This is a genomic window from Lentibacillus sp. CBA3610 (assembly GCF_013373365.1).
GTDB lineage: Bacteria > Bacillota > Bacilli > Bacillales > Amphibacillaceae > Lentibacillus.
On record NZ_CP035925.1, the window covers coordinates 1,910,677 to 1,934,445 of the forward strand.

The 23,769-nt window shown below is 42.7% G+C and carries 23 protein-coding genes, 2 pseudogenes and 1 riboswitch; of the genes and pseudogenes, 9 read left to right on the forward strand and 16 right to left on the reverse strand.

Annotated features, from left to right (window positions below):
* Positions 1-8: 8 nt before the first annotated feature.
* The 10 genes and pseudogenes from Len3610_RS09665 to Len3610_RS09710 form a co-directional block, all read right to left on the reverse strand.
* Positions 9-677 carry a methionine ABC transporter permease gene (locus Len3610_RS09665; RefSeq protein WP_176447765.1) on the reverse strand — a complete coding sequence of 223 codons (669 nt, stop codon included), beginning with the start codon at positions 675-677 and terminating at the stop codon, positions 9-11.
* Positions 667-1,698 (reverse strand): methionine ABC transporter ATP-binding protein, encoded by a 1,032-nt coding sequence (locus tag Len3610_RS09670; RefSeq protein ID WP_176447766.1) that lies wholly within the window; start codon positions 1,696-1,698, stop codon positions 667-669. The genes Len3610_RS09665 and Len3610_RS09670 overlap by 11 nt, the downstream gene beginning before the upstream one ends.
* 176 nt (positions 1,699-1,874) lie before the next feature.
* A riboswitch (SAM riboswitch) is annotated at positions 1,875-1,985 on the reverse strand.
* Positions 1,986-2,055: 70 nt separating this feature from the next.
* The gene (locus tag Len3610_RS09675) at positions 2,056-2,370 is read right to left on the reverse strand and encodes a thioredoxin family protein (protein ID WP_176447767.1); all 315 of its coding nucleotides are present in this window, start codon (positions 2,368-2,370) and stop codon (positions 2,056-2,058) included.
* 9 nt (positions 2,371-2,379) lie between these two features.
* Positions 2,380-2,733 (reverse strand): toprim domain-containing protein, encoded by a 354-nt coding sequence (locus tag Len3610_RS09680; RefSeq protein ID WP_176447768.1) that lies wholly within the window; start codon positions 2,731-2,733, stop codon positions 2,380-2,382.
* Positions 2,734-2,882: 149 nt separating this feature from the next.
* Positions 2,883-3,266 carry a glycine cleavage system protein GcvH gene (gene gcvH / locus Len3610_RS09685; RefSeq protein WP_176447769.1) on the reverse strand — a complete coding sequence of 128 codons (384 nt, stop codon included), beginning with the start codon at positions 3,264-3,266 and terminating at the stop codon, positions 2,883-2,885.
* An 83-nt stretch (positions 3,267-3,349) separates the two neighbouring features.
* The gene (locus Len3610_RS09690; protein ID WP_176447770.1) at positions 3,350-3,706 is read right to left on the reverse strand and encodes an arsenate reductase family protein; all 357 of its coding nucleotides are present in this window, start codon (positions 3,704-3,706) and stop codon (positions 3,350-3,352) included.
* 143 nt (positions 3,707-3,849) lie between these two features.
* Entirely contained in the window at positions 3,850-3,987 is a 138-nt protein-coding gene (locus Len3610_RS09695; RefSeq protein WP_176447771.1) for a hypothetical protein, read from the reverse strand.
* Between the two features lie 50 nt (positions 3,988-4,037).
* A complete protein-coding gene (locus Len3610_RS09700; protein ID WP_176447772.1) occupies positions 4,038-5,822 on the reverse strand; it encodes an acyl-CoA dehydrogenase family protein in 1,785 nt (594 codons plus the stop codon).
* A 582-nt stretch (positions 5,823-6,404) separates the two neighbouring features.
* Positions 6,405-7,580: an acetyl-CoA C-acetyltransferase gene (locus Len3610_RS09705; protein WP_176447773.1), complete on the reverse strand. Its 1,176-nt coding sequence runs from the start codon at positions 7,578-7,580 to the stop codon at positions 6,405-6,407.
* 19 nt (positions 7,581-7,599) lie between these two features.
* Positions 7,600-9,998 (reverse strand): annotated as a pseudogene (locus Len3610_RS09710) (3-hydroxyacyl-CoA dehydrogenase/enoyl-CoA hydratase family protein).
* Positions 9,999-10,478: 480 nt separating this feature from the next.
* On the opposite strand from Len3610_RS09710, the gene Len3610_RS09715 reads away from it, so the two are divergent.
* The 5 genes from Len3610_RS09715 to Len3610_RS09735 all read left to right on the forward strand — a co-directional run bounded on the left by Len3610_RS09715 (position 10,479) and on the right by Len3610_RS09735 (position 14,611).
* Complete coding sequence (locus tag Len3610_RS09715) at positions 10,479-11,333, forward strand: YitT family protein (RefSeq protein ID WP_176447774.1); 855 nt, start codon at positions 10,479-10,481, stop codon at positions 11,331-11,333.
* Between the two features lie 295 nt (positions 11,334-11,628).
* Positions 11,629-12,570 carry a metal ABC transporter solute-binding protein, Zn/Mn family gene (locus Len3610_RS09720; RefSeq protein WP_176447775.1) on the forward strand — a complete coding sequence of 314 codons (942 nt, stop codon included), beginning with the start codon at positions 11,629-11,631 and terminating at the stop codon, positions 12,568-12,570.
* Positions 12,571-12,583: 13 nt separating this feature from the next.
* Positions 12,584-13,339 carry a metal ABC transporter ATP-binding protein gene (locus Len3610_RS09725; protein ID WP_176447776.1) on the forward strand — a complete coding sequence of 252 codons (756 nt, stop codon included), beginning with the start codon at positions 12,584-12,586 and terminating at the stop codon, positions 13,337-13,339.
* Positions 13,340-13,356: 17 nt separating this feature from the next.
* Entirely contained in the window at positions 13,357-14,217 is an 861-nt protein-coding gene (locus Len3610_RS09730; protein ID WP_176447777.1) for a metal ABC transporter permease, read from the forward strand.
* The gene (locus tag Len3610_RS09735; RefSeq protein WP_176447778.1) at positions 14,204-14,611 is read left to right on the forward strand and encodes a Fur family transcriptional regulator; all 408 of its coding nucleotides are present in this window, start codon (positions 14,204-14,206) and stop codon (positions 14,609-14,611) included. Before Len3610_RS09730 ends, Len3610_RS09735 begins: the two co-directional genes overlap by 14 nt.
* Before the next feature lie 30 nt (positions 14,612-14,641).
* Here Len3610_RS09735 and Len3610_RS09740 read toward each other — a convergent pair whose 3' ends face one another.
* Positions 14,642-15,244: a TetR/AcrR family transcriptional regulator gene (locus tag Len3610_RS09740; protein ID WP_176447779.1), complete on the reverse strand. Its 603-nt coding sequence runs from the start codon at positions 15,242-15,244 to the stop codon at positions 14,642-14,644.
* A gap of 155 nt (positions 15,245-15,399) precedes the next feature.
* Between Len3610_RS09740 and Len3610_RS09745 the strand changes: the two genes are divergently transcribed.
* Both Len3610_RS09745 and Len3610_RS09750 read left to right on the forward strand, forming a co-directional pair.
* Positions 15,400-15,735: a DMT family transporter gene (locus Len3610_RS09745; RefSeq protein WP_176449616.1), complete on the forward strand. Its 336-nt coding sequence runs from the start codon at positions 15,400-15,402 to the stop codon at positions 15,733-15,735.
* Entirely contained in the window at positions 15,732-16,046 is a 315-nt protein-coding gene (locus tag Len3610_RS09750; RefSeq protein WP_176447780.1) for a DMT family transporter, read from the forward strand. Before Len3610_RS09745 ends, Len3610_RS09750 begins: the two co-directional genes overlap by 4 nt.
* A gap of 217 nt (positions 16,047-16,263) precedes the next feature.
* Here the strand turns inward: Len3610_RS09750 and Len3610_RS09755 are convergent, their stop codons facing one another.
* Positions 16,264-17,067 (reverse strand): VLRF1 family aeRF1-type release factor, encoded by an 804-nt coding sequence (locus Len3610_RS09755; RefSeq protein WP_176447781.1) that lies wholly within the window; start codon positions 17,065-17,067, stop codon positions 16,264-16,266.
* A 251-nt stretch (positions 17,068-17,318) separates the two neighbouring features.
* Positions 17,319-18,548, reverse strand: a complete 1,230-nt coding sequence (locus Len3610_RS09760) for a hemolysin family protein (RefSeq protein ID WP_176447782.1) — start codon at positions 18,546-18,548, stop codon at positions 17,319-17,321.
* A 93-nt stretch (positions 18,549-18,641) separates the two neighbouring features.
* Here Len3610_RS09760 and Len3610_RS09765 point away from each other — a divergent pair, with 93 nt between their 5' ends.
* Entirely contained in the window at positions 18,642-19,208 is a 567-nt protein-coding gene (locus tag Len3610_RS09765) for a YitT family protein (protein WP_255259858.1), read from the forward strand.
* Between the two features lie 148 nt (positions 19,209-19,356).
* Here Len3610_RS09765 and Len3610_RS09770 read toward each other — a convergent pair whose 3' ends face one another.
* The 3 genes and pseudogenes from Len3610_RS09770 to Len3610_RS20270 form a co-directional block, all read right to left on the reverse strand.
* The gene (locus Len3610_RS09770; RefSeq protein WP_176447783.1) at positions 19,357-20,583 is read right to left on the reverse strand and encodes a C40 family peptidase; all 1,227 of its coding nucleotides are present in this window, start codon (positions 20,581-20,583) and stop codon (positions 19,357-19,359) included.
* Positions 20,584-20,923: 340 nt separating this feature from the next.
* The gene (gene aceA, locus Len3610_RS09775) at positions 20,924-22,204 is read right to left on the reverse strand and encodes an isocitrate lyase (RefSeq protein WP_176447784.1); all 1,281 of its coding nucleotides are present in this window, start codon (positions 22,202-22,204) and stop codon (positions 20,924-20,926) included.
* A gap of 125 nt (positions 22,205-22,329) precedes the next feature.
* Positions 22,330-22,410: pseudogene (locus Len3610_RS20270) on the reverse strand (YhfH family protein); the annotation flags it as partial.
* A 192-nt stretch (positions 22,411-22,602) separates the two neighbouring features.
* Between Len3610_RS20270 and Len3610_RS09780 the strand changes: the two are divergent.
* Complete coding sequence (locus Len3610_RS09780) at positions 22,603-23,622, forward strand: aromatic acid exporter family protein (protein ID WP_176447785.1); 1,020 nt, start codon at positions 22,603-22,605, stop codon at positions 23,620-23,622.
* Positions 23,623-23,769 lie beyond the last annotated feature (147 nt).

A 23,769-nucleotide genomic window follows, 5' to 3' on the forward strand; every position in this document is an offset into this window, starting at 1 on the left:
CTCTCTCCTTATCGTTTATCCAGTTTATTTGAAACATAGTCGCCAATGAATTGAAATAAAAATACGATGAGTACAATAAGAACCGTACAAATAAACACAACATCAAATTCACGCCGCTGGAAGCCAAAGAAATAGGCGTAGTTCCCAAGACCCCCGGCACCAATGACACCTGCCATGGCCGTGTAACCGATGATATTAATTGCTGTGACGGTAATACCCGAAACGAGTGCCGGCATCGATTCCGGAAGCAATACTTTGAAAATGATCGTTCGCGTTTTGGCCCCCATTGATTTTGCTGCTTCGATAACGCCTTTATCAACTTCCTTTAAGGCAATCTCAACGAGCCGTCCATAAAACGGTGCTGAACCGATGATCAAAGCAGGCAGAGCCGCATTCGGACCACGGATCGTCCCAATCAAAAAGTCGGTAAACGGGAAAAGTAATAAAATCAATATAATGAATGGGATGGCCCGAAATATGTTAACAATTGAAGCAACAGCCATGTTAAGGTATTTATTCTGCCAAATCCCTCCCTTCATGGTCAGATAAAGCAGCAGCCCAAGTAAAATCCCAAAAATAAATGTTCCAATCAATGCCAGGATTGTCATGTAAAACGTTTCATAGGTTGCTACCCATAAATCCTGCATCTCAATGTTTGGAAAAAGATTATTCCACATCCCGGACCACCTCCACTTCCACGGAGGTTTCATCCGTTATAAACGTTATGGCCCTGTCAATTTCATCCGGGTCTCCATCCATCTGGACAAATAAAGTGCCATATGCGCCCTGCTGCATTTGAGTTATTTTCCCTTGTAAAATATTAATGTCGATGTGATAGGACTTAGCTATCTGACTGATAAGAGCCTGGTTTGCTGTTTCACCGACAAAATGCAGTTTCATGATTTTGCCGCTCTCATATGTGCTGATCAAGTCCTCAACACCATCATCTTCATCATTTGTTCCCATAACCTGTTCCACAAACTTTTTGGTTACCTGCTGCTTAGGCCGTAAAAACACATCGAGTACATCACCTTGCTCGACGATTTTCCCTTCCTCCATCACGGCAACTTGCTTACAGATTTTACGGATAACATGCATTTCATGTGTTATCAGAATAACCGTCAGCCCTAATCTTTCATTGATGTCAACGAGCAAATCCAAAATCGCGTTCGTCGTTTCCGGGTCAAGTGCAGATGTTGCTTCATCACACAGCAATACTTTCGGTTTGTTGGCAAGTGCCCGCGCAATCCCGACCCGCTGCTTTTGTCCACCGCTTAATTGTGACGGATAAGCTTGTTCCCGGCCGGCTAATCCGACAAGTTCAATTAACTCCTGAACGCGTTCTTCCCGTTCTCGTTTCGCAACACCTGCAATTTCCAATGGAAAGGCAATATTATCTTTCACAGTCCGGGACCAAAGCAAGTTAAAATGCTGAAAAATCATGCCGATTTCCTGACGGGTTACCCGAAGCTGATTGGCATTCAAAGATGTAATCGTCTCATCATCAATAACAACTTTTCCGCTGGATGGCTCCTCCAATCTATTTAAAAGCCGTACAAATGTACTTTTACCGGCTCCGCTGTATCCAATAACACCAAATATGTCACCTTCCTCAATATCAAGGGTCAGATTATCGACAGCTGTTATCCGGCTAAGTGATGTATTATAAAATTTGCTTAAACCCTCTATGGATATCAACGTCATCCTCCTTCACTTCATCCACTATTATGTTCAACTTTGGAAAAAATCCTGCATCTTTCCTGCGTTCGAACGCACAAAATTTGGGGATCATCCAAGGTCAAGGTATTTTAAAAAATAAAAACGCCTTTCTGTAAGAGAACAGAAAGACGTATGCTGACATCCGTTTTCACGTTCCCCTATCTGCCAAAGCATCCGCTCTGCAGGAATTGGCACCTTTCAAATAGCTTTCATTTGAGGTTGCCGCGGTTTCATAAGGCCAGCCCCTCCACCGCTCTGGATAAGAGAATATCCATATTCATTTTGAAATTAGTAATCATTATTATAGTACGCTTTATCCTGGTTGTCAATTCAGCATTAGCTTTTGATAAACAGCTCCGGCTTGTATTCCATTAAATAGCTGTAAATATTGCCAATTGACTTGAATGCATAAATTTTATCCTGAATTTCCCCGCCTTCTTTGATCAGGAGGCAGGGGACACTTTCAACCTTGTATTCCTGCATAAAATCAGGATTGAGTGATGCATTCATGGCATAAAAGACATCCTGCCCGTGTACCGATTCTATTTTATCAAGCATTGACCGCGCCAAAGCGCACGTACCACAAAATGGTGTATAAATGTATAATAAATAGCGATCTTGTTCTAAGAGCTCATTCGATACTTCCTGCAAAAAATCACCCTAAATCAGAAAAATCGGATTAACCTCTATTCGCTTTCCCGCCAGTTCAGCAGCCAGTATATTTTCAGGCGTTGTCGCCACTTCGCGATATTCACTACTCACGAAGACATGCTCGGCATGCGGCAGTTCTTGTGACAGCTGCTTGCGTAACTTAATACCTGGTTCATCTTCATCAACCAAAATATAGACATCCCGATTGTCCAGATCATAATCTTCAAGAAGCTCATCAAATTTTTCCACGCCCAGTGTCCCGTTCGTACAGATGATATCGGCATCTTCAGTGATTACTTTTTGGATTTGTTTCTTATCGGTTAATCCTTCTACAATGATAACTTTTTCCGGAATATGTGTCATCTAAATTGCACTCCTTAGAGAAACAACCATGTTACGGGTATTGCATTTATTATATGATTTTCCTTTGATGCCATCCACCAATTTATAGCATATTAAAAAAGCCGACTTACCTCATGTCGAGTGAGTCAGCTTTTCATTCGTTCTGACAATTAATCTTTTTTAACGGCCGCTTCATATTGTTCAGCAGATAATAATTCGTCAACATCTGATGGATCAGCCGGCTCTACAACAACCATCCAAGCCTTATCATATGGTGATTCATTGACAAATTCCGGGCTGTCTTCCAGCTCCTCATTAATTTCGACCACTTTTCCGCTGATAGGCGCGTATAATTCGGAAACAGTCTTAACGGATTCCACACTGCCGAATGGTTCATCTGCTTCAAGTTCGTCACCAACCTCAGGCAGCTCGACAAAAACAATATCACCGAGTTCGTCCTGTGCAAAGTCGGTAATTCCGATTCGTACTTTTCCGTCTTCTTTTTTCACCCACTCATGTTCTTTTGTGTAAAACAAATCGTTCGGTAAGCTCATCAGTACCCCTCCATTAAAGATTACAGTTTATTAGTTTCAGCATACTAGGTACATGTGCATTTTTCTAGTATTTCAGCTCATTGTTAAAGCCAGTTTTCAGTGAACATTTCCTCTTTAAATCCGACCGTCACGTTATGCCCGTCCGTCACAATGGGACGTTTGATCAGCATCCCGTCAGTTGCCAGCAGTTCTGCCATTTCCTCCGTGCTCATATCTTTGATTTTATCCTTAATATTCTGTTCACGATATTTTTTTCCGCTTGTGTTGAAAAATTTTTTTGCCGGCAAGCCACTTTTGGAAATGTAGTCAAGCAGCTGTTCCTTTGACGGGGGTTCTTCGACAATATGTATGCTCGTGTAGTCAATATCATGCTCATCAAACCACTTTTTTGCTTTTTGACATGTACCGCATTTCGGATACCAGTAAAACCTTAACGTCATTTTCTTCTCTCCTTACTTTTCATTGGTTACGTTTATTATAGCAAAATTACTCAGGATGGGCGAGTTGAACTTTATGGACGTCAGAATTTTTGCTGTGGCTGTCGAGCGTGACCGGCAGACATTTCGTCATGAACATTAAGATTTTACAATTGATGGCCCATAATTGTGAACACTTCGGCGAAAAAATTGTGAACTTCAGCCGATTTTGTGACAACTTCAGCCGAAATTCTGTGAACTTCAGCCGGTATTGTGACAATTTCAGCCGATTGATTCAATCGCATTAAAAAACGCCCCCATCTACCAGACCGAGGGCGTTTTTTGTCTTTCTCAATTAGACAACATATTCTTCTTCTTCAATAATTTTCGCAGCGATGTCACGTTTTTTGGCAACCACATTAATAGGCGTATGGCGGGTCAGTTTGCGCAATGATGACAGCATCATGCGCAGTGTGTCGCCTTCCTCGACAGCGATGAGTGATTCTTTTGCATCTGCTTCAATCCGGTTGAATGCTTCCTGCACGTATACTTGTGTGTATAGAATTTTTTGCTTGTGTTTATCTTCGCCATCTTTGTTGATTGCTTTTTCCGTTCTTAGAATGGCTGCCTCCATATTGTATACCTCGTTAACCATATCAGCCAGGTTAACCAGAATTTCCTGTTCATTTTCCAGCTTCTGCTGATACTTTTGAGCTGCCAGACCGGCACCAAGCAAAATCATTTTCTTGGCATTTTTCAGCAAGTATTTTTCCTGTTCCAATGTGGCCTCGCCAACTTCTTCAGGCATCATCATCATGAGTTCTTCCTGAAGATTTTGTGCTTGCTCCAGCAGCGGTAATTCACCTTTCATTGCTTTTTTCATCAGCGTTCCGGGTACGATCAGACGGTTTATTTCATTAGTGCCTTCAAAAATACGGTTGATCCGTGAGTCGCGATACATCCTGGCTACTTCATACTCTTCCATAAAACCATAACCGCCATGGAGTTGTACTGCTTCATCAATAACATAATCCATGCACTCGGTAGCAGAGAATTTATTCATGGAACATTCAATTTGATATTCGGCAATGGCTTTGGCGACTTCCCTGCCATCCTTCAATTGTTCATCCGTAAGGGATCCCATACGCTGCTCGAACAGACCGACTGTACGATAAACCGCACTTTCATTCGCATACGTACCTGCTGCCATCGTTGCCAGTTTTTCTTTTGTCAGTGAAAAGCTGGAGATAGGCGTGTTAAACTGCTTGCGCTCATTCACATATTTTGTTGCTACTTCGAGGGCGCGCTTGGATCCGCCAACACCGCCCATTGCCAGTTTATAACGGCCGACGTTCAGGATGTTGAAGGCAATTTTATGCCCTTTGCCTTTTTCACCCAGCAGATTTTCAACCGGCACTTCAGCATCTTCCAAAACCAACGTACGTGTTGAGGAAGCTTTGATGCCCATTTTATCTTCTTCAGGTCCTGTCGAGACACCAGGGAATTCACGTTCTACAATGAATGCTGAAAATTGGTCGCCATCAACCTGCGCGTATACAATGAACACGTCTGCAAACGCTGAATTGGTGATCCATTGCTTTTCACCGTTTAAAATGTAGTGGGTACCCGCTTCGTTCAACTTTGCTGTGGTTTTTCCGCTCATGGCATCAGAGCCTGCACTCGGTTCGGTCAATGCATACGCGGCAATCATGTCACCAGTTGCCAGCTTAGGCAAATATTTTTCTTTTTGTTCATCATTGCCAAAAAATACAATTGGCAGTGTTCCAATTCCGACATGACCGCCGTGCGTAATTGAAAAACCGCCGGCACGTGCAAACTTTTCCGTGATGATGGCTGAGCTGATTTTATCCAAGTCCACTCCGCCGTATTCTTCGGGTATGTCCGCACCAAGCAGTCCAAGTTCACCTGCTTTTTTCAATAAACGGGCGGAATGCTCAAATTCGTGGTTTTCCAGGTTATCAATTTTTGGTATAACTTCGCCATCAATGAAATCATCGGTTGTTTTGCCGATCATTTCGTGTTCTTCAGTAAAATCTTCGGGTGTAATGACATCATCAGCTTGCAGGTCTTCAGTTAAAAAGCCCCCGCCTTTAAATAATTTTTCTTTCGTTTCACTCATATCAATCGTTCCTTTCCCCGGTGGAATTTTTTCAGGTCATCCATTCTTGAGATGCCCATTTTAATAAAGGCTCTTTTCAAATATTTTGTTGCTTTTTATACAGTTGATATGAGCTGCGACATAGTGAAAATTTGTGTGCAATGGCACCGCTCCGGAAATACGCTCCGCTTTCCGCGGGCGGCTGGTGAGCCTCCTCGCGCTGACGCGCTCCGGGGTCTCACCGAGGCCTTTCCTCCCGCAGGAGTCTCCGCGTATTTCCTACGCTGTTTTGTGCTTTATAATCATATTATTTATCATGTAATCAATCCTCTCTTGTGGTTGTTGATTGGAGTGGAGGGCAGGAGACTCCTGCGGGAAAGCGGGCAGCTGAAGACCCCGCAGGAAGCGGTTTTCTTCCGAGGAGGCTGAAGCGTTGCCCGCGGAAAGCGACTGCCCGAAACGGAAATCAACAAAGCACTCTACGTCGCAGTTTATAGTTTTTGTTTCAAATATAATAGCATTTTAGAAAACAGCCTTTATCAAATCTCTGGAATTTTGTAAATTAGCGTTGATGTCTTCAATAAAATAAATAAGATTCATAGCTTACAATAGCTCAAATACGCCGGCTGCTCCCATGCCGCCGCCGATACACATGGTGACGACACCATATTGTACGTTGCGGCGCTTCATTTCATGAATGAGACTGAGCGTCAGTTTTGTTCCTGTCATGCCTAGCGGGTGGCCAAGGGCGATTGCACCACCATTGACGTTAACAATTTCCGGATCCAGATCCAGTGCCTGAATGACACGGACTGATTGTGAAGCAAATGCTTCGTTCAGCTCAATCAAACCAATGTCGGATAAGTCCAGTCCGGCAATTTTTAACGCTTTCGGGACCGCTTCAACCGGGCCAACCCCCATGATTTCCGGTTCAACACCTGCAACAGCGAATGAATGGAATTTAGCAAGCGGCTTTAATCCTTCTGAATCCGCTTTTTCACGGTCCATGACCAATACCGAGCCGGCACCATCGCTCATTTGGGATGAGTTACCTGCTGTGACGGATCCTGTTACTGAAAATGCCGGCTTCAGATTACCGAGTACTTCTTTTGTTGTTTCGGCACGTACACCTTCATCCATCTCAAACAACGATGTCTTCTTTTCCACTTTATTCTTGTCACCAATAACACGCTCGGTCACTTCAACCGGGACTATTTCATCTTTGAATTTTCCTTCTTCAAGTGCTTTGGCGGCACGTTGATGACTTCGGACAGCGAATTCATCCTGTTCATCACGCGAAATACCAAAGCGGTTGGCCACTTCTTCGGCTGTATGACCCATACTCATATAATAACCTGGAGCATTCTGAACCAGCTTTGTATTTGGCTTGATTACATGACCACCCATTGGAATCAGGCTCATGGATTCGGCCCCGCCGGCGATGATTGTATCGCTGGCGCCTAGCATAATGCGTTCCGCTGCATAAGCGATGCTTTGGAGTCCTGATGAGCAATAACGGTTAATGGTAATACCGGGAACATCTTTCTTCAACCCCGCAAGGCCAGCGATATTGCGTGCCATATTCATGCCCTGTTCTGCTTCCGGCATGGCAGTGCCAATAATGACATCATCAATGTTTCCGTCATAATCGCCTGCCCGCCTCAACGTTTCTTTAATCGTTAATGCTGCCAGATTATCCGGCCTTGTGTTGGCTAGAGATCCTTTATTCGCTTTCCCTACAGGGGTCCTTGCACCTGCAACAATTACTGCTTCCTTCACACTTTTTCCCCCTCTTCAATTAATTTCGCAATGGTTTTCCTTTTAAAAGCATGTGCTGCATACGTTGTTGCGTTAGCGGCTCACTAATCAGACTCAGGAATGCTTCACGTTCCAAATCAAGCATTACTTGTTCATCGATTAACGTTCCTTCTTTAATACGACCACCTGATAGCACATATGCTAATTTTTCGGCAATTTTAAGGTCATGGTCTGAAGCGTACCCGCTGAACTTCAGTGATTTTGCTCCAAGCAGCATAGCAGCATAGCCTGCATCACCGACAACCGGGATTTTCTCGCGTTTCGGTGCCTGATAGCCGGCTTTTGCGAGTGCCAGTACCTTTTCTTTTGCATCATGTAACAGGTGATCAGGATTTACGCTGATTGAATCACCACTGTCCATAAAGCCATTTTCACGTGCTTCTTCAGCTGATGTTGATACTTTGGCCATTGCCACTTTTTCAAACACATCATTCGCCACTTTGGTCAAATCGAAATCAACCCCTTTAGGCAGATTACGAAGCTCTTTCAGGTAAAGCTCTTTCGTTCCGCCACCGCCGGGAATCAGTCCGACACCAAATTCAACCAGACCCATATATGTTTCGGCTGAGGCCTGGATGGAAGCTGCCGGCAAGGAAACTTCAGCACCGCCGCCAACTGTCATATTGAATGAAGCAGTAACAACCGGCTTTTCGGAATATTTAATGTTCATTGCCATGTTCTGGAATTGCCGGATAACCATATCCAGTTCAAAGAAATCATCATCCTGTGCTGCCATCAGCATCATTCCAAGGTTGGCGCCAACACAGAAATGTTTGCCCTGGTTGCCGATTACCAGCCCCTCATAATTTTTATTCACTTCTTCAAGCGAGTCATTGACCATCTTGATAATGTCAAGGCCGATTGCATTGCCTTGTGTATGGAATTCCAGTCCTGCAACACCGTCTCCCAAATCTATTAAACTGGCACCGGAATTCTTCTTAATGACGCCTTTTTCATCCTTTAGTCGCTTAAGGTTAATTTCTTTCGGGTTGAAATGCTGCTGTTTGTAGTCACCATTATCGTAATAGTAAACATTGCCATTCTCGGTCTGATAGAAAGATTCTTTTCCGTCTTCGAGCATCTTCAATACCCAGTCTGGTACATCTGAGCCTTCTTCCTGCATACGTTCCACCGACTTGCGGACACCGATTGCATCCCACGTTTCAAATGGCCGATCTCCCAGCCGAATCCCCATTTCATCGCCTGATCAATGGATACGATATCATCAGCAATTTCACCGGTAAGCTCCGCAGAATAAATGAGTGCCGGTTTTAAAACGGACCAGACCAAATCACCGGCTTTGTCACCTTTAGCCTTAACAAGCGCTTTCAATTTACGGTGCGGACCTTTTTCCTGATTTGCCATCTCGGTTGCATCCGTTTTCAATTTTTTGCGGTCTTCATACGCCAGGGTTTCCGGATTTAATTCGTATATCGTGCTTCCATCTTTCCCTTTTTCCTTCAAGAAGAATCCTTGACCGCTTTTGGCACCAAGCCAGCCTTTATCCTGCATTTTCTGCATGAAATCCGGTATTTTGAATACGTCTTTTTCATTACCTTTAACCTGATCACGAACGTTGTTGGCAACGTGAATGAACGTATCCAGCCCGACGACATCCAACGTGCGGAATGTTGCACTTTTCGGCCGGCCGATCATTGGCCCGGTAACTGAATCAACTTCCCCGATACTGTATCCGCCTTTTAACATTTGCTGAACGGTTACAAGCAACCCATATGTTCCGATCCGGTTGGCAATAAAGTTCGGTGTATCTTTTGCCTCAACAACACCTTTACCCAGCACATCTTCACCAAATTCTTTCATAAATGCCAGGACATCCGGATCCGTATCTTTCGTCGGAATCACTTCAAGCAACTTCAAGTAACGCGGCGGATTAAAGAAATGCGTGCCAAGAAAATGCTTGCGGAAATCTTCAGAACGCCCATCGGCCATATCTTCCACAGAAATACCCGATGTGTTCGAACTGATAATCGTTCCTTCTTTACGATAGTTGTCAACGTTTGCAAAAACTTTTTGCTTGATTTCCAGATTTTCCACAACAACTTCGATGATCCAATCAACATCCGCCAGTTTCTCAATATCATCTTCCATATTACCGACCTCAATCAAGTCAAGGCTCTTCTTAGACGTAATTGGTGACGGATTTTGTTTTAATAAAGCTTTTTTACTGTCAGCAGCCATACGGTTCCGCACAGCGCGATCTTCCAGCGTCAAACCTTTCTTTTCTTCATTCTTCGTCAGTTCACGCGGTACAATATCGAGCATGATTGCCGGAATACCAACGTTCGCCAAGTGTGCGGCAATACTGGACCCCATGACACCAGAACCAAGTACGGCGGCACGCTTGATTGTTCGCTTCATGTTTTTTCCCCCTTCATATTTTGAATGAATACTCATTCATTTTGGTTGGAAAATAAAGATAGTCGCCTATCTATCTACTAAACAGTATAAGTTAAATACTGATCGTTCGCAATAAAAATGAATAAGAAATTTTCAATAAAGTGAAACTTCAATCTGTGGGGGCGGTTTTTCCCCACAGATTGTTAGTTGAACAGAATCGGACATTTACTGGCAGTTGACCCACTTAGTCTCTTTGAATTTCACCTCTTCATCCAAAGGTGGGGCTTACTGCCAGTTATATGCGGGATAAAGTGAAACTTCAATCTGTGGGTGCGGTTTTTCCTCACTGATTGTTAGTTGAACAGAATCGGACATTTAGGAACAAATAGACAAAAGGCTTTTATGACGTCACAAACTGCGTTAAAATAATAGAGGTTTATACAATAGTTGAATTCGGTTTAGGCGTAAAGTTCCGTCTTTTGAAGAAAGGAATTACAGCATATGAATAAAAAGGTTATGACAGAATACGCTCAGATTATCATCGGTGCTTCATTAGTCGCACTATCCTATAATCTTTTCCTGTTGCCTTCCAGACTGGCAGCAGGAGGCATTTCGGGGATCAGTACGATTCTTTTTGAGTTATATAGCATCAGTCCGGCAATGTCTCAGTTTTTTATAAACCTTCCCATATTTATTATCGGTTGGATGACGTTTGGAAAAGATTTCAGCTGGAAAACGTTAGTCGGTACATTCTGGGTGCCATTCATGATATATCTTACAGCTGATTTCCCTTATACCGTACCAAACCCCATTTTAGGTGCCATCTATGGTGGTATCATACTCGGCGTCGGGCTGGGTACAGTTTACAAGGGACGCGGATCGACCGGTGGAACTGCAGCCATTGCTCAGGTTGTCAAAAAATTCACCGGTCTCTCAAGCGGTTACTCACAGCTGATTGTTGACGGGGTCGTTGTCATCTCATCCATTATCGTATTTAATTTGGAGCTCACGCTGTTTGCACTCATGTGTATTTATATTACAAGCAAAACGATTGATATCGTTCAGTTGCGCACGTCAGCGTCTAAACTGATTATGATCATCACGGAAAACGAGGAAAAAATTCATAGCATGATTAGTGACCGGATTGATCGCGGCTTGACAAAAGTCCGGACCACCGGCGGACATTCCAACGAGAGCAAAACCATGATTCTGTGTGTTGCCGATCAACAGGAAGCTATAAAGCTAAAAAGGGTATTGCAAGACGAAGAGCCGACCTCCTTTGTCGTCTTTATTAACGCCTCTGAAGTATTGGGGCGTGGATTCACACTCGATAGGTATTATGGACAAAAATTTTAATAACGTCCGTTCAACAGAAACCGGTGCCATGCCGGTTTCTTCTTTTTTTCATTGGTGTTTTTCGTGATGTTGGCTGTTCTGCCGATATTTTGGTCTTCTGCTGATATTTCCGCTCTTCTGTCGATGTTCCTGCTCTACTGCCTATGTTCCCGCTCCTGCTAATGTTAAATGACAACACTTTTTACATAAAGAGCTTTCTATGGACATAATCATTTATTAAATCGTAATCATTCCTATTTACAAATCGTAATCATTACGATATCATGATAAACATCTATTCGGAAAGGACTTTAAAATGAAAATTTATCGTGTCTTGATTATATTGATTATCAGCGGGATTATCGCATCAGGTTGTACATCCTCCCATTCTGAAACAGACAATAATGCGGAGTTAACAGTCTATACATCCATTTATCCTATTCAATATGCGGTAGAACGGATCGGCGGTGATTTTGTTGAAGTTGAATCAGTTTACCCGCCCGGTGTTGATGCCCACACATATGAACCTTCGTCCAGAGAAATGACCTCCATTGCGGAAGGCGATGCATTTATTTACCTTGGCGCCGGAATGGAAGGCTTTGCGGAAACCGCTGCGCAAGCACTGGAATCTCAGGATGTTGCCTTAATCGAAATGGGTACGGATGAAGAACTCTTTCATGATGAAACACCTGAAACCGAATCACATGACCACCAAGAAGAGGGACACCATCACCATGATCACAATCCGCATATTTGGCTTGACCCTTTACGGATGATTGATTTGGCCGGGAGTATCGAGGATGAACTCATAGAATTGAACCCTGAAAATGCTGACGAATACAATCAGCATTACAATGCTCTTAAAGATGATTTGCTTGCATTAGATCAGCAATACCAGGAAGCTCTGAAACCCAAGGAAAATAAGAAAATCATCGTTTCACATGCCGCATATGAGTACTGGGAGGAACGATACGGCCTGGAGCAAATTGCCATCAGCGGCTTATCATCAAGTGATGAACCATCACAGAAAGAGCTGACAACTATCATCGACGAGGCAGATGAGCATAATCTTGACTATATTCTGTTTGAACAAAACAGTTCCGATCGCGTTTCCGAAATCATTCAGGAACAAATCGGTGCCGAAAGTCTGCAGCTTCATAATCTTTCCGTTTTAACAGAAGCTGATATTGAAAACGGCGAAGATTACCTGTCATTAATGAATCACAACCTGGAAGTACTTGATCACGTGACCGATTAGGAGGGATTAGAAAATGGAAGAGCCAGTTGTTTCAATGAAAGATATACACTATGCCTATGAAACGAAAAACATCCTCCATGATATTCATTTCGACATCCCACAAGGTGCTTTTATGGGGATGCTTGGACCAAACGGCGGAGGTAAAACAACGTTAATCAAACTCATTCTTGGCCTGTTAAAACCTGACCATGGATCCATCCACCTTTTTGGGCAGCCTATCGAAAAGTTCAGGAATTGGAGTAAAATCGGATTCGTCTCCCAAAAAGCCAATACATTCAATAAAGGCTTCCCGGCCACCGTCTATGAAGTTGTATCGATGGGGCTGACTGCCAAGATTGGTTATTTGAAATTATTTACAACAAAACATAAAAAGAAAGTGCTTCACGCAATCGATCAGGTTGGCATGAGCCATTATGCATATGAAAATGTCGGAAGCCTCTCGGGTGGGCAGCAGCAGCGCGTCTTTATCGCACGCTCACTGGTCAGTGACCCGGAACTGCTCATTCTCGATGAACCGACTGTCGGTGTCGATCAGGAAAATGTACAAAAATTTTACAGTCTTCTGCACCAATTAAATGACGAGCACAATATTACACTTTTGCTTATCACGCACGATACCGGTACGATGACAGAACATGCAACAGACATCGTTTGCTTGAATACGACACTTCATTTTCACGGCAAGCCCGAAGAATACAAAACGTTGTCAAACAAGGATTTATCACAGTTTTACGGTCATCCCGTCAATATCGTGACCCATGACCATTAACGTTGGAGGAAACATTTATGCTGGCAGATTTTTTAGAATATGATTTTTTGCGATATACCTTTTTAACCGGGCTTTTAATCGGCATCATCGCGCCACTTCTCGGCACATTCATCGTTGTCCGGCGCCTTTCCCTGATTGCTGATGCATTATCACATGTGACACTTGCCGGGATTGCATTCGGACTTTTTATGGACAAGAAATTTGCCCTGGGATTGCCGCCGCTTTACAGTGGTATGGGTTTTTCAGTACTTGGATCTATTTTTATTGAAAAATTGCGCGGGGTCTATAAAGCTTATCAGGAACTGGCCATCCCGATCATTTTATCAGGCGGCGTCGGGCTTAGTGTCATTTTTATTGCCCTGGCAGACGGCTTTAATACGGAATTATTCAATTATTTGTTTGGTTCAGTTTCTGCCGTCAGTCAAACGGATTTATATACCATTCTGGGAATCTCCGTCATTATCATTTTAGTTATCGGGTCATTTTATAAGGAACTGGTTACTTTATCATTCGATGAAGAACATGCAGTCGCCTCAGGCATTCATGCGAAACGGATTCATCTGTTGTTTATCGTACTCACGGCACTGGTCATAGCAGCTTCAATCCGGGTTGTTGGTGTGTTGCTTGTTTCAGCATTAATGACGTTACCGGTCGCAGCAAGCATGCGGATTGCCCGCGGATTTAAACAAATGATTATATTTTCGATTGTGTTTGGTGAATTAGCTGTTATCATAGGGTTAATAACTGGCTATTATTTCAGCATCCCACCCGGCGGCACGATTGTCGTTGTGTCAATTATCATCCTGCTGCTGGCTATTGGCATAAAACGCTTTTCACATACGCCACGAAAAAGGAGGGATCCCCATGGAACTGAATGAAGCCATCAGGAAGATTAAAAAAGAAGGGTATAAAACCACGGCTAAACGAAAAGACATGCTGACATTTTTTGCTGAGGCTGATGGTTATCGAACGGCAAAAGACCTGATTAACTATCTGGAACCGACATACGAAGGCATCAGCTTTGATACCGTTTACCGCAACCTCCATTTATTTGATCAAGTCGGTGTATTGGAAACGACTGAATTAAACGGGGAAAAACACTTCCGTATCAGCTGCAGCCATCATCACCACCATCACTTTATCTGTAAAGATTGCGGGAAAACGAAAGAAATTGATGTTTGTCCGATGGATGACGTTCAGCAATCCCTTGGTAATTATGAAATCGAAGACCACAAGTTCGAAATATATGGCTTATGCCCGTTATGTCAGTAAGAGGGGTCTGTCCCCCACCACATTAACGCATTAAAGCGGTGAGGGACAGACCCCCGATACCCCTCGCCAAAAAACCATCCATGCCCCTTCAAAGCGCTCCTGAAAATCCCCATCACGATAAATAAAACTTTCCGTAAACAAACCATCCATCAAAATATAAAAACCGGCTCTGAATACAGGAAATGAACAATCATTTAATACGTTTTCATTTACTCCCTGCTCATAAAAATTCATCAATAGCTGATCTATGTTTGCATCCCCTGCTTGATTAAGTATCTGCAAATCTTCAGCAATTCCTGCAGGCGGAAATAACATGAATCGTTTATACATAGCTCCCTCATGTTTTTGTAAAATAAAATCAGTGCTGTCGGTTAAAACTAAATATATTCGATCTTCTACAGCCTTTTCCTGGTGTAGATTCGCACTGGTCATCATCACTTCTGTTAATTCTTCCATAACCTTTTTAGCAACTGTAAAAAATAATTCATCTTTACTGGAAAAATGATTATAGAGCGATGGCTTTTGTATACCGACATCCCTGGCGATTCGTGCAAGTGTGGTGCCGTCATATCCACGTGCAGCAAATGACGAAAGAGCTGCCTGGATGATCTTGTCTCGTGTGGTTTTTGGCATTGGCGATATCCTCCTTAATTTTAGAAAGACTCAAGCAAATAAACACTAAGAAAGCTGGTTGCCTATCATTGTACCACGTGATATACTTACTATCGTTAGTTAGTTTTGGATTCTTTCTTTTAGCTTACCAAAAATAGAGGTGTTTGCAAATGAATATGAAGTGGCTATTAGTTGTTATTGCTGCTGCCTTTGAAGTAGGTTGGGCAACAGGACTTAAATATGCAAATGATACGCTGACATGGACCTTAACAGCAATCGCTGTCTTTATCAGTTTTTGGGTACTCCTTAAAGCGGCGACTTTACTTCCGACAAGTACTGCTTATGCTGTTTTTGCCGGTTTGGGAACCGTCGGCACAGTGATTGTGGATATCGTCTTTTTCAATGCTTCGATTAACATTTGGATGATTCTTTTTGTTGTACTGCTGCTTGTAGGAATCATCGGATTGAAAACAGTAACGGGCGAAGCATCAGAAAGGAGAGGTCACGCATGAACTGGGTAATACTCATTATTGCGGGTCTTTTTGAAGTTGTTGGTGTTACTGGCATGCAAAAGATCGCAAAAGGGGAAAAGAAATCTGGTTTCCCCATTCTTATTGTGGGGTTCCTAATTAGTTTTAGTTTACTGTCCGTTGCTATGGAAACTATTCCACTCGGTGTTGCATACGCTGTCTGGACAGGAATGGGGACCGTGGGAAGCGCGATTGTAGGCATGATCTTTTACAATGAATCGACTGACCGCCTGCGTCTAATGTTTATGGGTATGGTGATAGTGGCTGTTATAGGATTAAGACTTGTTTCATAAACGATTCAGTTTTTCCAGCAGGCCCCCCATCTGATCACATTGAAATCAAGTTCCATCGGTCGCTTTAATTGAACTATTTGAATAATCCTCATACAAAAGAATGCTCAGAGCCATATAAGACTCTGAGCTTTTTGGTTGTTGTTTCAGGGTCTTACAATAACTGAATTGCTTACCACACAAGAAAGTTATTTTGTCATATTTCCAGGCTTCATTTATTTTAGCCAAAGATTTCTTCCAGCACTTTTGATTCTTCATGGTCAAGCAGATTTTTTTGAATTATTTGTGTTACCGGTTTGTTCAATTCTTCTTCTAAATCCGGTGCCTCCCCCGGTTCACCTACAACGTATAAATTGTCCCATCCCTGGTCTTTTGCCTTTTTATCCAGTTTTGGTGCAATGTTTTTATACCAGCGCTGCTTGTTTGCCTCATAACGGGCATTGAATTTATCCCTCTGCGCACTTTTGCCCCCGGAACCCATTGATGCATCAGCCTGGTGCGGGCCGGTAAACTGACGCCATTTTTCTGTATCGATATCAAGTTTATAGTACTCGGTATTTAAAATTTCGTTCAAGTACGCTTCAATCACTTTAATCTCATCTTTCTGTACAAGTATGATGCCTGATTTCGGATATTCTTCCCGGCGTTCCTTTAATTGTTCAAGTCTCGGGACCTCCTCCCAGAAAAATTCAGTCCTCACCGGCATTTGAAACCTGTCAGCGAACCATACATCTTCGGCAGCTGTGGCAAACAATATAATGCTTTTTTTAAAATGCTGCTCATTATGGTGAACAAATTCTTCTACCTTTTCTTTAACGCTCCGGAAATTTTTAAGCTCTTCTTGGTTATTATCCTCTTGTAAATAACTTTCAAAATTACGGAGACCGTTTTTTAGATGTATTTTCCATTCACCCGCCTGCTGTTCAGCATCAGATGGGTCTGTGTTTAAATACATCGTCAATACTTTATTGTCGCTTTCTTTTTTAACGTTTTCCAGTTGCTTAATCTGTTGGCTTAAATTCATAGGATATCGGCACTCCCTTAACGATTCTGACGTTTTTCGATTTCTTAGTAGTGTTTATCCGTATATCCCGGCAACTAAACGTTTCTTGGTAATCAGCTTAACCCAGCTCATGATTCCCACTCATCTGCCTGTTCATCTGTAACGAGTTTCAACCCGATGCCACCGCTTAACAGTAATAAAATGGCTTAATGGATTAATGTGCGTCAACCAACCAGTCTTGGGTTATCAGCAGTAACTCATGTATGCCTGCGTCAGTTCTCCTTTTTTATCAGAACCTTCCTGATCATCCTCCCTTCAATTTGCAGTACTTTAAACGTGAGATTTTCCCGTTCGATAACGTCCCCTTCTTCAGGGAATTCATTAAATTCTTTCAGCAAATATCCGGACAGAACATCCTCTTCTTCCGGAATAATTGTATCAAATAATGCGTTTAGCCGGTGAAGTGTTATTTTACCATTACAGACGATTTCATAGTCCGTCATTCTTTCAACAATTGACGCAGCTTCAAGATCCATTTCATCTTCAATTTCCAACCGGATCATGGACTCAATAACATCTTCATGTGTTAAAACCCCCTCTGTTCCGCCATATTCGTCCAAAACAATCGCCATATGCTTGTTTTCCTTTGTCATTTTTCGGAACACCCATTCAATCGACTGAAACTCAAATACAATCAGTGGATCCGAGTAACTGAACGCCTGCAGCGGTTTTTCCGGATCCATGGACCAGGAAATTAAATATTTCGAGTGGAAAACCGCGACAATATCATCAATATCTTTTTCATACACAGGGTACCTTGTATACGGGTTTTGAATCACAGCATCCCTTGTTTCCTCAAAAGTAGCATCCACCGGCAATGCGGTTAAGTCGACCCTTGGTGTTTTCAGGACATCTTTAACGTCCAGGTTGTGAAAATCAATGACCCCTTTAATACGATCAGATTCCGCATCATTAAACGTTCCTTCCGAATCGGCAATATCTATCATAGCCCTCAGTTCTTCCTTTGAAACGGACTCATCATCGTCTGCATCATCCGCCAAAGCTCTTTCAATTCTATCGGTCAACCAATTTAATACGATTGTGATCGGCTTAAATACGAACATGAAAAAACGGATAACCGGCGAGACAATGATTGCTATCCGGTTGGGAAACGCGGCAGAAATGGATTTGGGAATGACCTCACAAAAAATAATAATTGTAATCGTTAAAACAAGAGAGGCAAGCCCAACGTTAAACCCATACTGAATAGCCATTGACGTCACAAGTGTGGGAAGTACAATATTCGCTATATTGTTTCCAATTAAAATCGTCGTGATAAACTCACTTGGTTTAGAAACCAAATCCAGAAGTTTTTTTTCGGCCTTTTTTTCATCGTTATCAACTTTTGCCTGCAGTTTCATCTTATTCGTGGCTGTTAAAGCCGTTTCACTGCCGGAGAAGAAAAGTGACACGAATAATAACACGATGATAGCTATTAGCACAGGACATCCCCTCCTTCCTGCAAATATTACATGGATAATTTAAGTCAATCACTCATAAATATGATTAGGACAAGTCAATTGGTGTGTGATAATTTGCTGCGAAAAATAGTATCGGTCGTCATTGGGAGCATTCTGATTGCCATTGGAATCAATTATTTTGTCATGCCGAATCACCTTGTTGACGGCGGGATTATCGGATTGGGTCTGATTACCAACTATACATTAAATCTGCAGCCAGGCTTAACCATTATTGTATTTAACTTACCTTTATACATTTACGCCTGGTTCCATTTTCGTTCCTATTTTTATAATGGGCTGCATGGTGTATTAGCTTCAGCGTTCTTTATTGATTATTTTCACCCATTGATGACTTTACATACACCGCCAATTCTAATAAGTGCTATAACGGGAGGTTTTATGCTTGGATGCGGAATCGGAGTCATGCTGTTGGCGAAAGTGAGCGCAGGTGGCGGCGACTTGCTTGCCCTCATGCTAAGTAATATTTTTAGACTTAACGTGGGGCTGATTATTTTAGCCATTGACGGTTTGGTTATCCTGCTCGGTTGGCTCGTTATCCAGGAAACGACACTCATTTATTCCGGCCTGATGATTGGCATGACCGGCCTGACCACATTCACCATTACCAAAACCTTCACTTAGCGGGGGTCTGTCCCCCAGCACGTTAATGCGTTAAAGTGGTAGCGCAAAGAGGGTCTGTCCCCCGCTACATTAATGCTTTAAAGTGGTGGGGGACAGACCCCCATAAAAAAGACCTATCTGAATAGATAGGCCTTTAAGTTTATATGGTTTATTGAACACGGCGGACATGACCGCTGAAGTTACTGCTCCAGTATGTGCTATTCATGTCGGCAACATCAACCCCGGTACTGTTTTGGGCTCCCAGGAATTTACCATTTCCAAGGTAAATCCCAACATGTCCGTTTGTCCCGTTGGTATCAAAGAATACAAGATCTCCGGGTTGGGCATTGCTGTATGAAACCTTTGTTCCAACTCCCGTCAATGCTGAAGTACTGGACGGAAGGGAAACACCGGCTTGTCCAAATGCCCATGATACAAATCCAGAGCAGTCAAAACCGCTAGGGCTTTTCCCTCCCCATACATATGGTGTGCCAGTCTGTGTAAATCCTGCTTCGATGGCAGAACCATAGCTTCCACTTCCGCTGTTACTTTCACTGCCCAGCTGCTTTAAATCCCCATCATCAGAAGAGGATGAGGCAGAAGATGATGACGCAGACGCCACTGCAGTTGAACTTTCAGAAGAACCGGCCTCGGAATTATTATCCCGCTGCTGCAGTTCCTGTTCGATGGAAGCAAGGCTGCTATCCCTATCTTCCAGTTCAGCTTTCAAATCTTTCAAATTCTCTTCTTTCTCTTTCAATTCCTGCTTATCTGCTTCATTTTGTTCTTTCTGAGCTGTGATTGTTTCTTCCATACCTTCCAGTTCTACCTTCATATCCTGAAGTTCAGACAATTTTTCCTGCTTATTATCTTTTTTATCCTGAACGGCAGCTTTATCCGCTTCCTGCTGCTTCATTAATTTTTCATCAGATTCAGCAATCTTAGTGACAGCTGACACGCGGCTGACCATATCACTAAAACTTTTGGAGCCAAAGATAACTTCCAAATAATCGATGTTACCCCCATTTTTTTGCAAGGATACGATCCGATCTTTTAAGATATCTTTCCGTTCTTCTATTTTTTCCTCAAGTGTTGTGACTTCTTCTTCAAGCTCCGTGATTTCTTCTTCTGATTCCGTTATTTTCTGTTCCGTATCATCCATTTTCCGCTCGTTTTTATCGAGCGCTTCATTGACGGACGCGATTTTTTCATTTAATTCTTCCAAGTCCATCATAACATCTGCAATTTCAGATTCTGCATCTGATAGATTAGCTTTAACTTCCGAACGTTCATCCTGCACATCCTGTAATCTTTCGGCGTTTACCGAATCACTCAGAAACACGCTGCCAACCAACATCGCACCGGCAGTGACGACTGCCCCGAACGTTTTTTTCACTTCCTATGTCCCCCACTTTCACAGCCGCAACACGTTTATCTATGTATAATCCAATGAAGCCATTAACTGCGGCAGTCTACTTTTTCTATTATGTATTTAATAGTTTTAGGCAATTCGAATTATATCAGGAAATAATGACATGCATATTATAGAGAGATTACAATTATATTTCAAACGCCAAACGTTATACACATAAAACACGGTACTCTGCATGCTCAATACTGATATGGCCCGTTTCTCCATTTCATTAAAGCCTGAAAAAAATTTCATAATAACCAGGAAAAAAATCCACCTTTTTGTGATAAAAGATGGATTTTAATAGATTTTCTATCAATCGACTTTATCTGACAAATTGCTCACTTTCTGTCGACCCCTTTAAGGCTCCTGTTGATGATGTTCCCCCTGAAATGACTTGTGCAACGTCATCAAAATAACCTGTGCCCACTTCACGCTGATGACGAGTAGCACTGTAGCCGAATGTCTCATTTGCAAATTCTGCCTGCTGCAATTCCGAATAAGCTGCCATTCCTGATTCTTTGTATTTTCTTGCTAAATCAAACATACTATGGTTCAATGCATGGAAGCCGGCCAATGTTACAAACTGGAATTTATAGCCCATCTTACCCAGTTCCTGCTGAAAGTTGGCAATTTCCTGGTCTGATAATTTATGTTTCCAGTTAAACGAAGGCGAACAATTATAGGCAAGCAATTTATTCGGATATTTCGCGTGAATGGCATCAGCAAATTTCCGTGCCTCCTCTAAATTCGGTTCAGATGTCTCGCACCAGACCATATCAGCGTATGGGGCATAAGCAAGACCACGGGAGATTGCCTGATCAAGGCCGGCTTTGGTGCGGAAAAAGCCTTCTGCTGTCCGCTCATCTGTTATAAACGGCTCATCATATGAATCCAAATCACTTGTGATCATATCGGCAGCATTTGCATCGGTACGAGCAGTGATAAGTGTTGGCGTCCCCATAACATCTGCAGCCAAGCGTGCTGAAATTAAATTCCGTACGGCCGTTTGTGTCGGTAATAAAACTTTACCGCCCAGATGCCCGCATTTCTTCTCCGATGACAGCTGATCCTCAAAATGTACAGCTGAAGCACCTGCTTCAATCATGGACTTCATTAGTTCAAATACATTCAGCTGCCCGCCGAATCCCGCTTCCGCATCAGCAACAATCGGTGCAAACCAGTCAACGGCGTTGTCACCTTCTGCATGATGAATCTGATCAGCACGCTGCAGGGCCTGATTAATCCGTTTGACAACATTTGGAACACTATTGGCCGGGTACAAACTCTGGTCCGGATACATTTCTCCGGCAAGATTATTATCAGCTGCCACCTGCCAGCCGCTTAAGTAAATAGCCTTTAAACCGGCTTTAACTTGCTGAACTGCCTGATTCCCCGTCAGCGCGCCGAGTGCATTCACATAGCTTTCATGATTGATGCGTTCCCATAATTTTTCGGCTCCTTTTTTAGCGAGTGTATGCTCAATATCAAGTGAACCGCGCAGCCGATCAACATCTTCAGCCGTGTAGGGCCTCTCGACATTTACCCACCGCCAATCACTTTCCCATTCATTTTTAATAGTTTCAATTCGTCTATTCCCCTCCATCAGACATCTCTCCCTTATTAACAATTTTGATTTAAAAATGATACTTTGATCAGCCGACCCACTCTGTTGTTATAAAACAATGATCATAATTTGTTTTTGTTATATAACAATATAGCTAAAAAAAATTACTCATCCTTTTTTGACAAGCAGTAATCACATTCCAGTATATAACTGTGCTGATCAATCCGTTTACCACATTCCGGACATGTCGGAGCTTTCATCAGTCATTCCCTCCCTTCTTTTATATAACAGAGAAAGTATTATTAACTTGTTATAGTACAGTCTATTCCCTAAAACAAAAAAATGCAACCCTTTTTTAAATTTTTTCATAAAAAGTTGCAAAGCACCTGAATTACTGGAAAAATAGGAGTTTGAAGAGATGTTTGGGGATGAGTGTTATGAAATTTTTCAGGTTAGCAGGAAGCCGCGTTGTCAAAACCGGTGTTGCCATATTTATAACGGCATGGATTTGTGTTCTCTTGGACTGGCCGCCAGTATTCGCTGTTATAACAGCTATTGTTACAATTGAGCCAACAGTGTCAGATTCCATTAAAAAAGGAATCGTGCGTTTTCCGGCCTCGGCTATCGGTTCAGCATATGCTGTCCTTTTCATATCATTATTCGGCAACTCGCCACTTACCTACACACTCGCGGCCGTCTTTACCATTGCAACATGTTTCCGGTTAAGACTTCATGCCGGATTGCTTGTTGCCACGCTGACATCTGTCGCAATGGTCGAAGTGATACACACCAATGTACTCATGTCATTTTTTATTCGGCTCGGAACAACAACCACAGGCCTTGTAGTCTCAACAGTGGTCAATATGTTTATGATGCCGCCTGACTACACCAAAGAGATTGCCAGGAAGCTGGAAAGAATAGCATTCAGGACAGGGATTGCAGCTGAAAAGGTTTTTCACGATATACTTGATGATCAGCATCAGGTTATTGTCGTTGAACAAGAGCTGACGGATCAGCTGGATAACATGATTCAACAAACAGAACAGCTTATTCGCTTTCAAAAAGAAGAATCCAAATACCATCCGCTTATCGGGAGTGAACGTACACGATTTGAGCAAGATCAGAAGCAGCTTATCCAGCTGCGATTAATCCACTATCATATTGAGAATCTGGTTTATACATCATTCGATCAGGTCGAGTGGCCTCCAGAAGAAAAGACGGCGATCATGACTGCTGTAACAGATATGGCACAATCACTTAAACACCCTGATGCATTTAACCGGGTAAAACATCGTGAGCATCATGAGCGGTTAACTGATATATTTTGGGATGATACTGAAGCCATAACGACGGCGAAGAAACAGTATCCCGCCAACTTACCGCCAGAGCTGAAAATCCTATATGAACTTCTGTCCATTTATAATCTGGTTGGTAGGTATTACGGAAAGCTGGAGTGATTATAACATCCTAAAACAGGCATATAGGCTGCATATAACAACAGCCTGGTTTATCATGAACCAGGCTGTTCAACATCATTTGCATCGAGAGTTATTTCCTTCCTTTAATAATGCCGCTCTTCTGCTGATCCTTCCTGTCAGCGGATA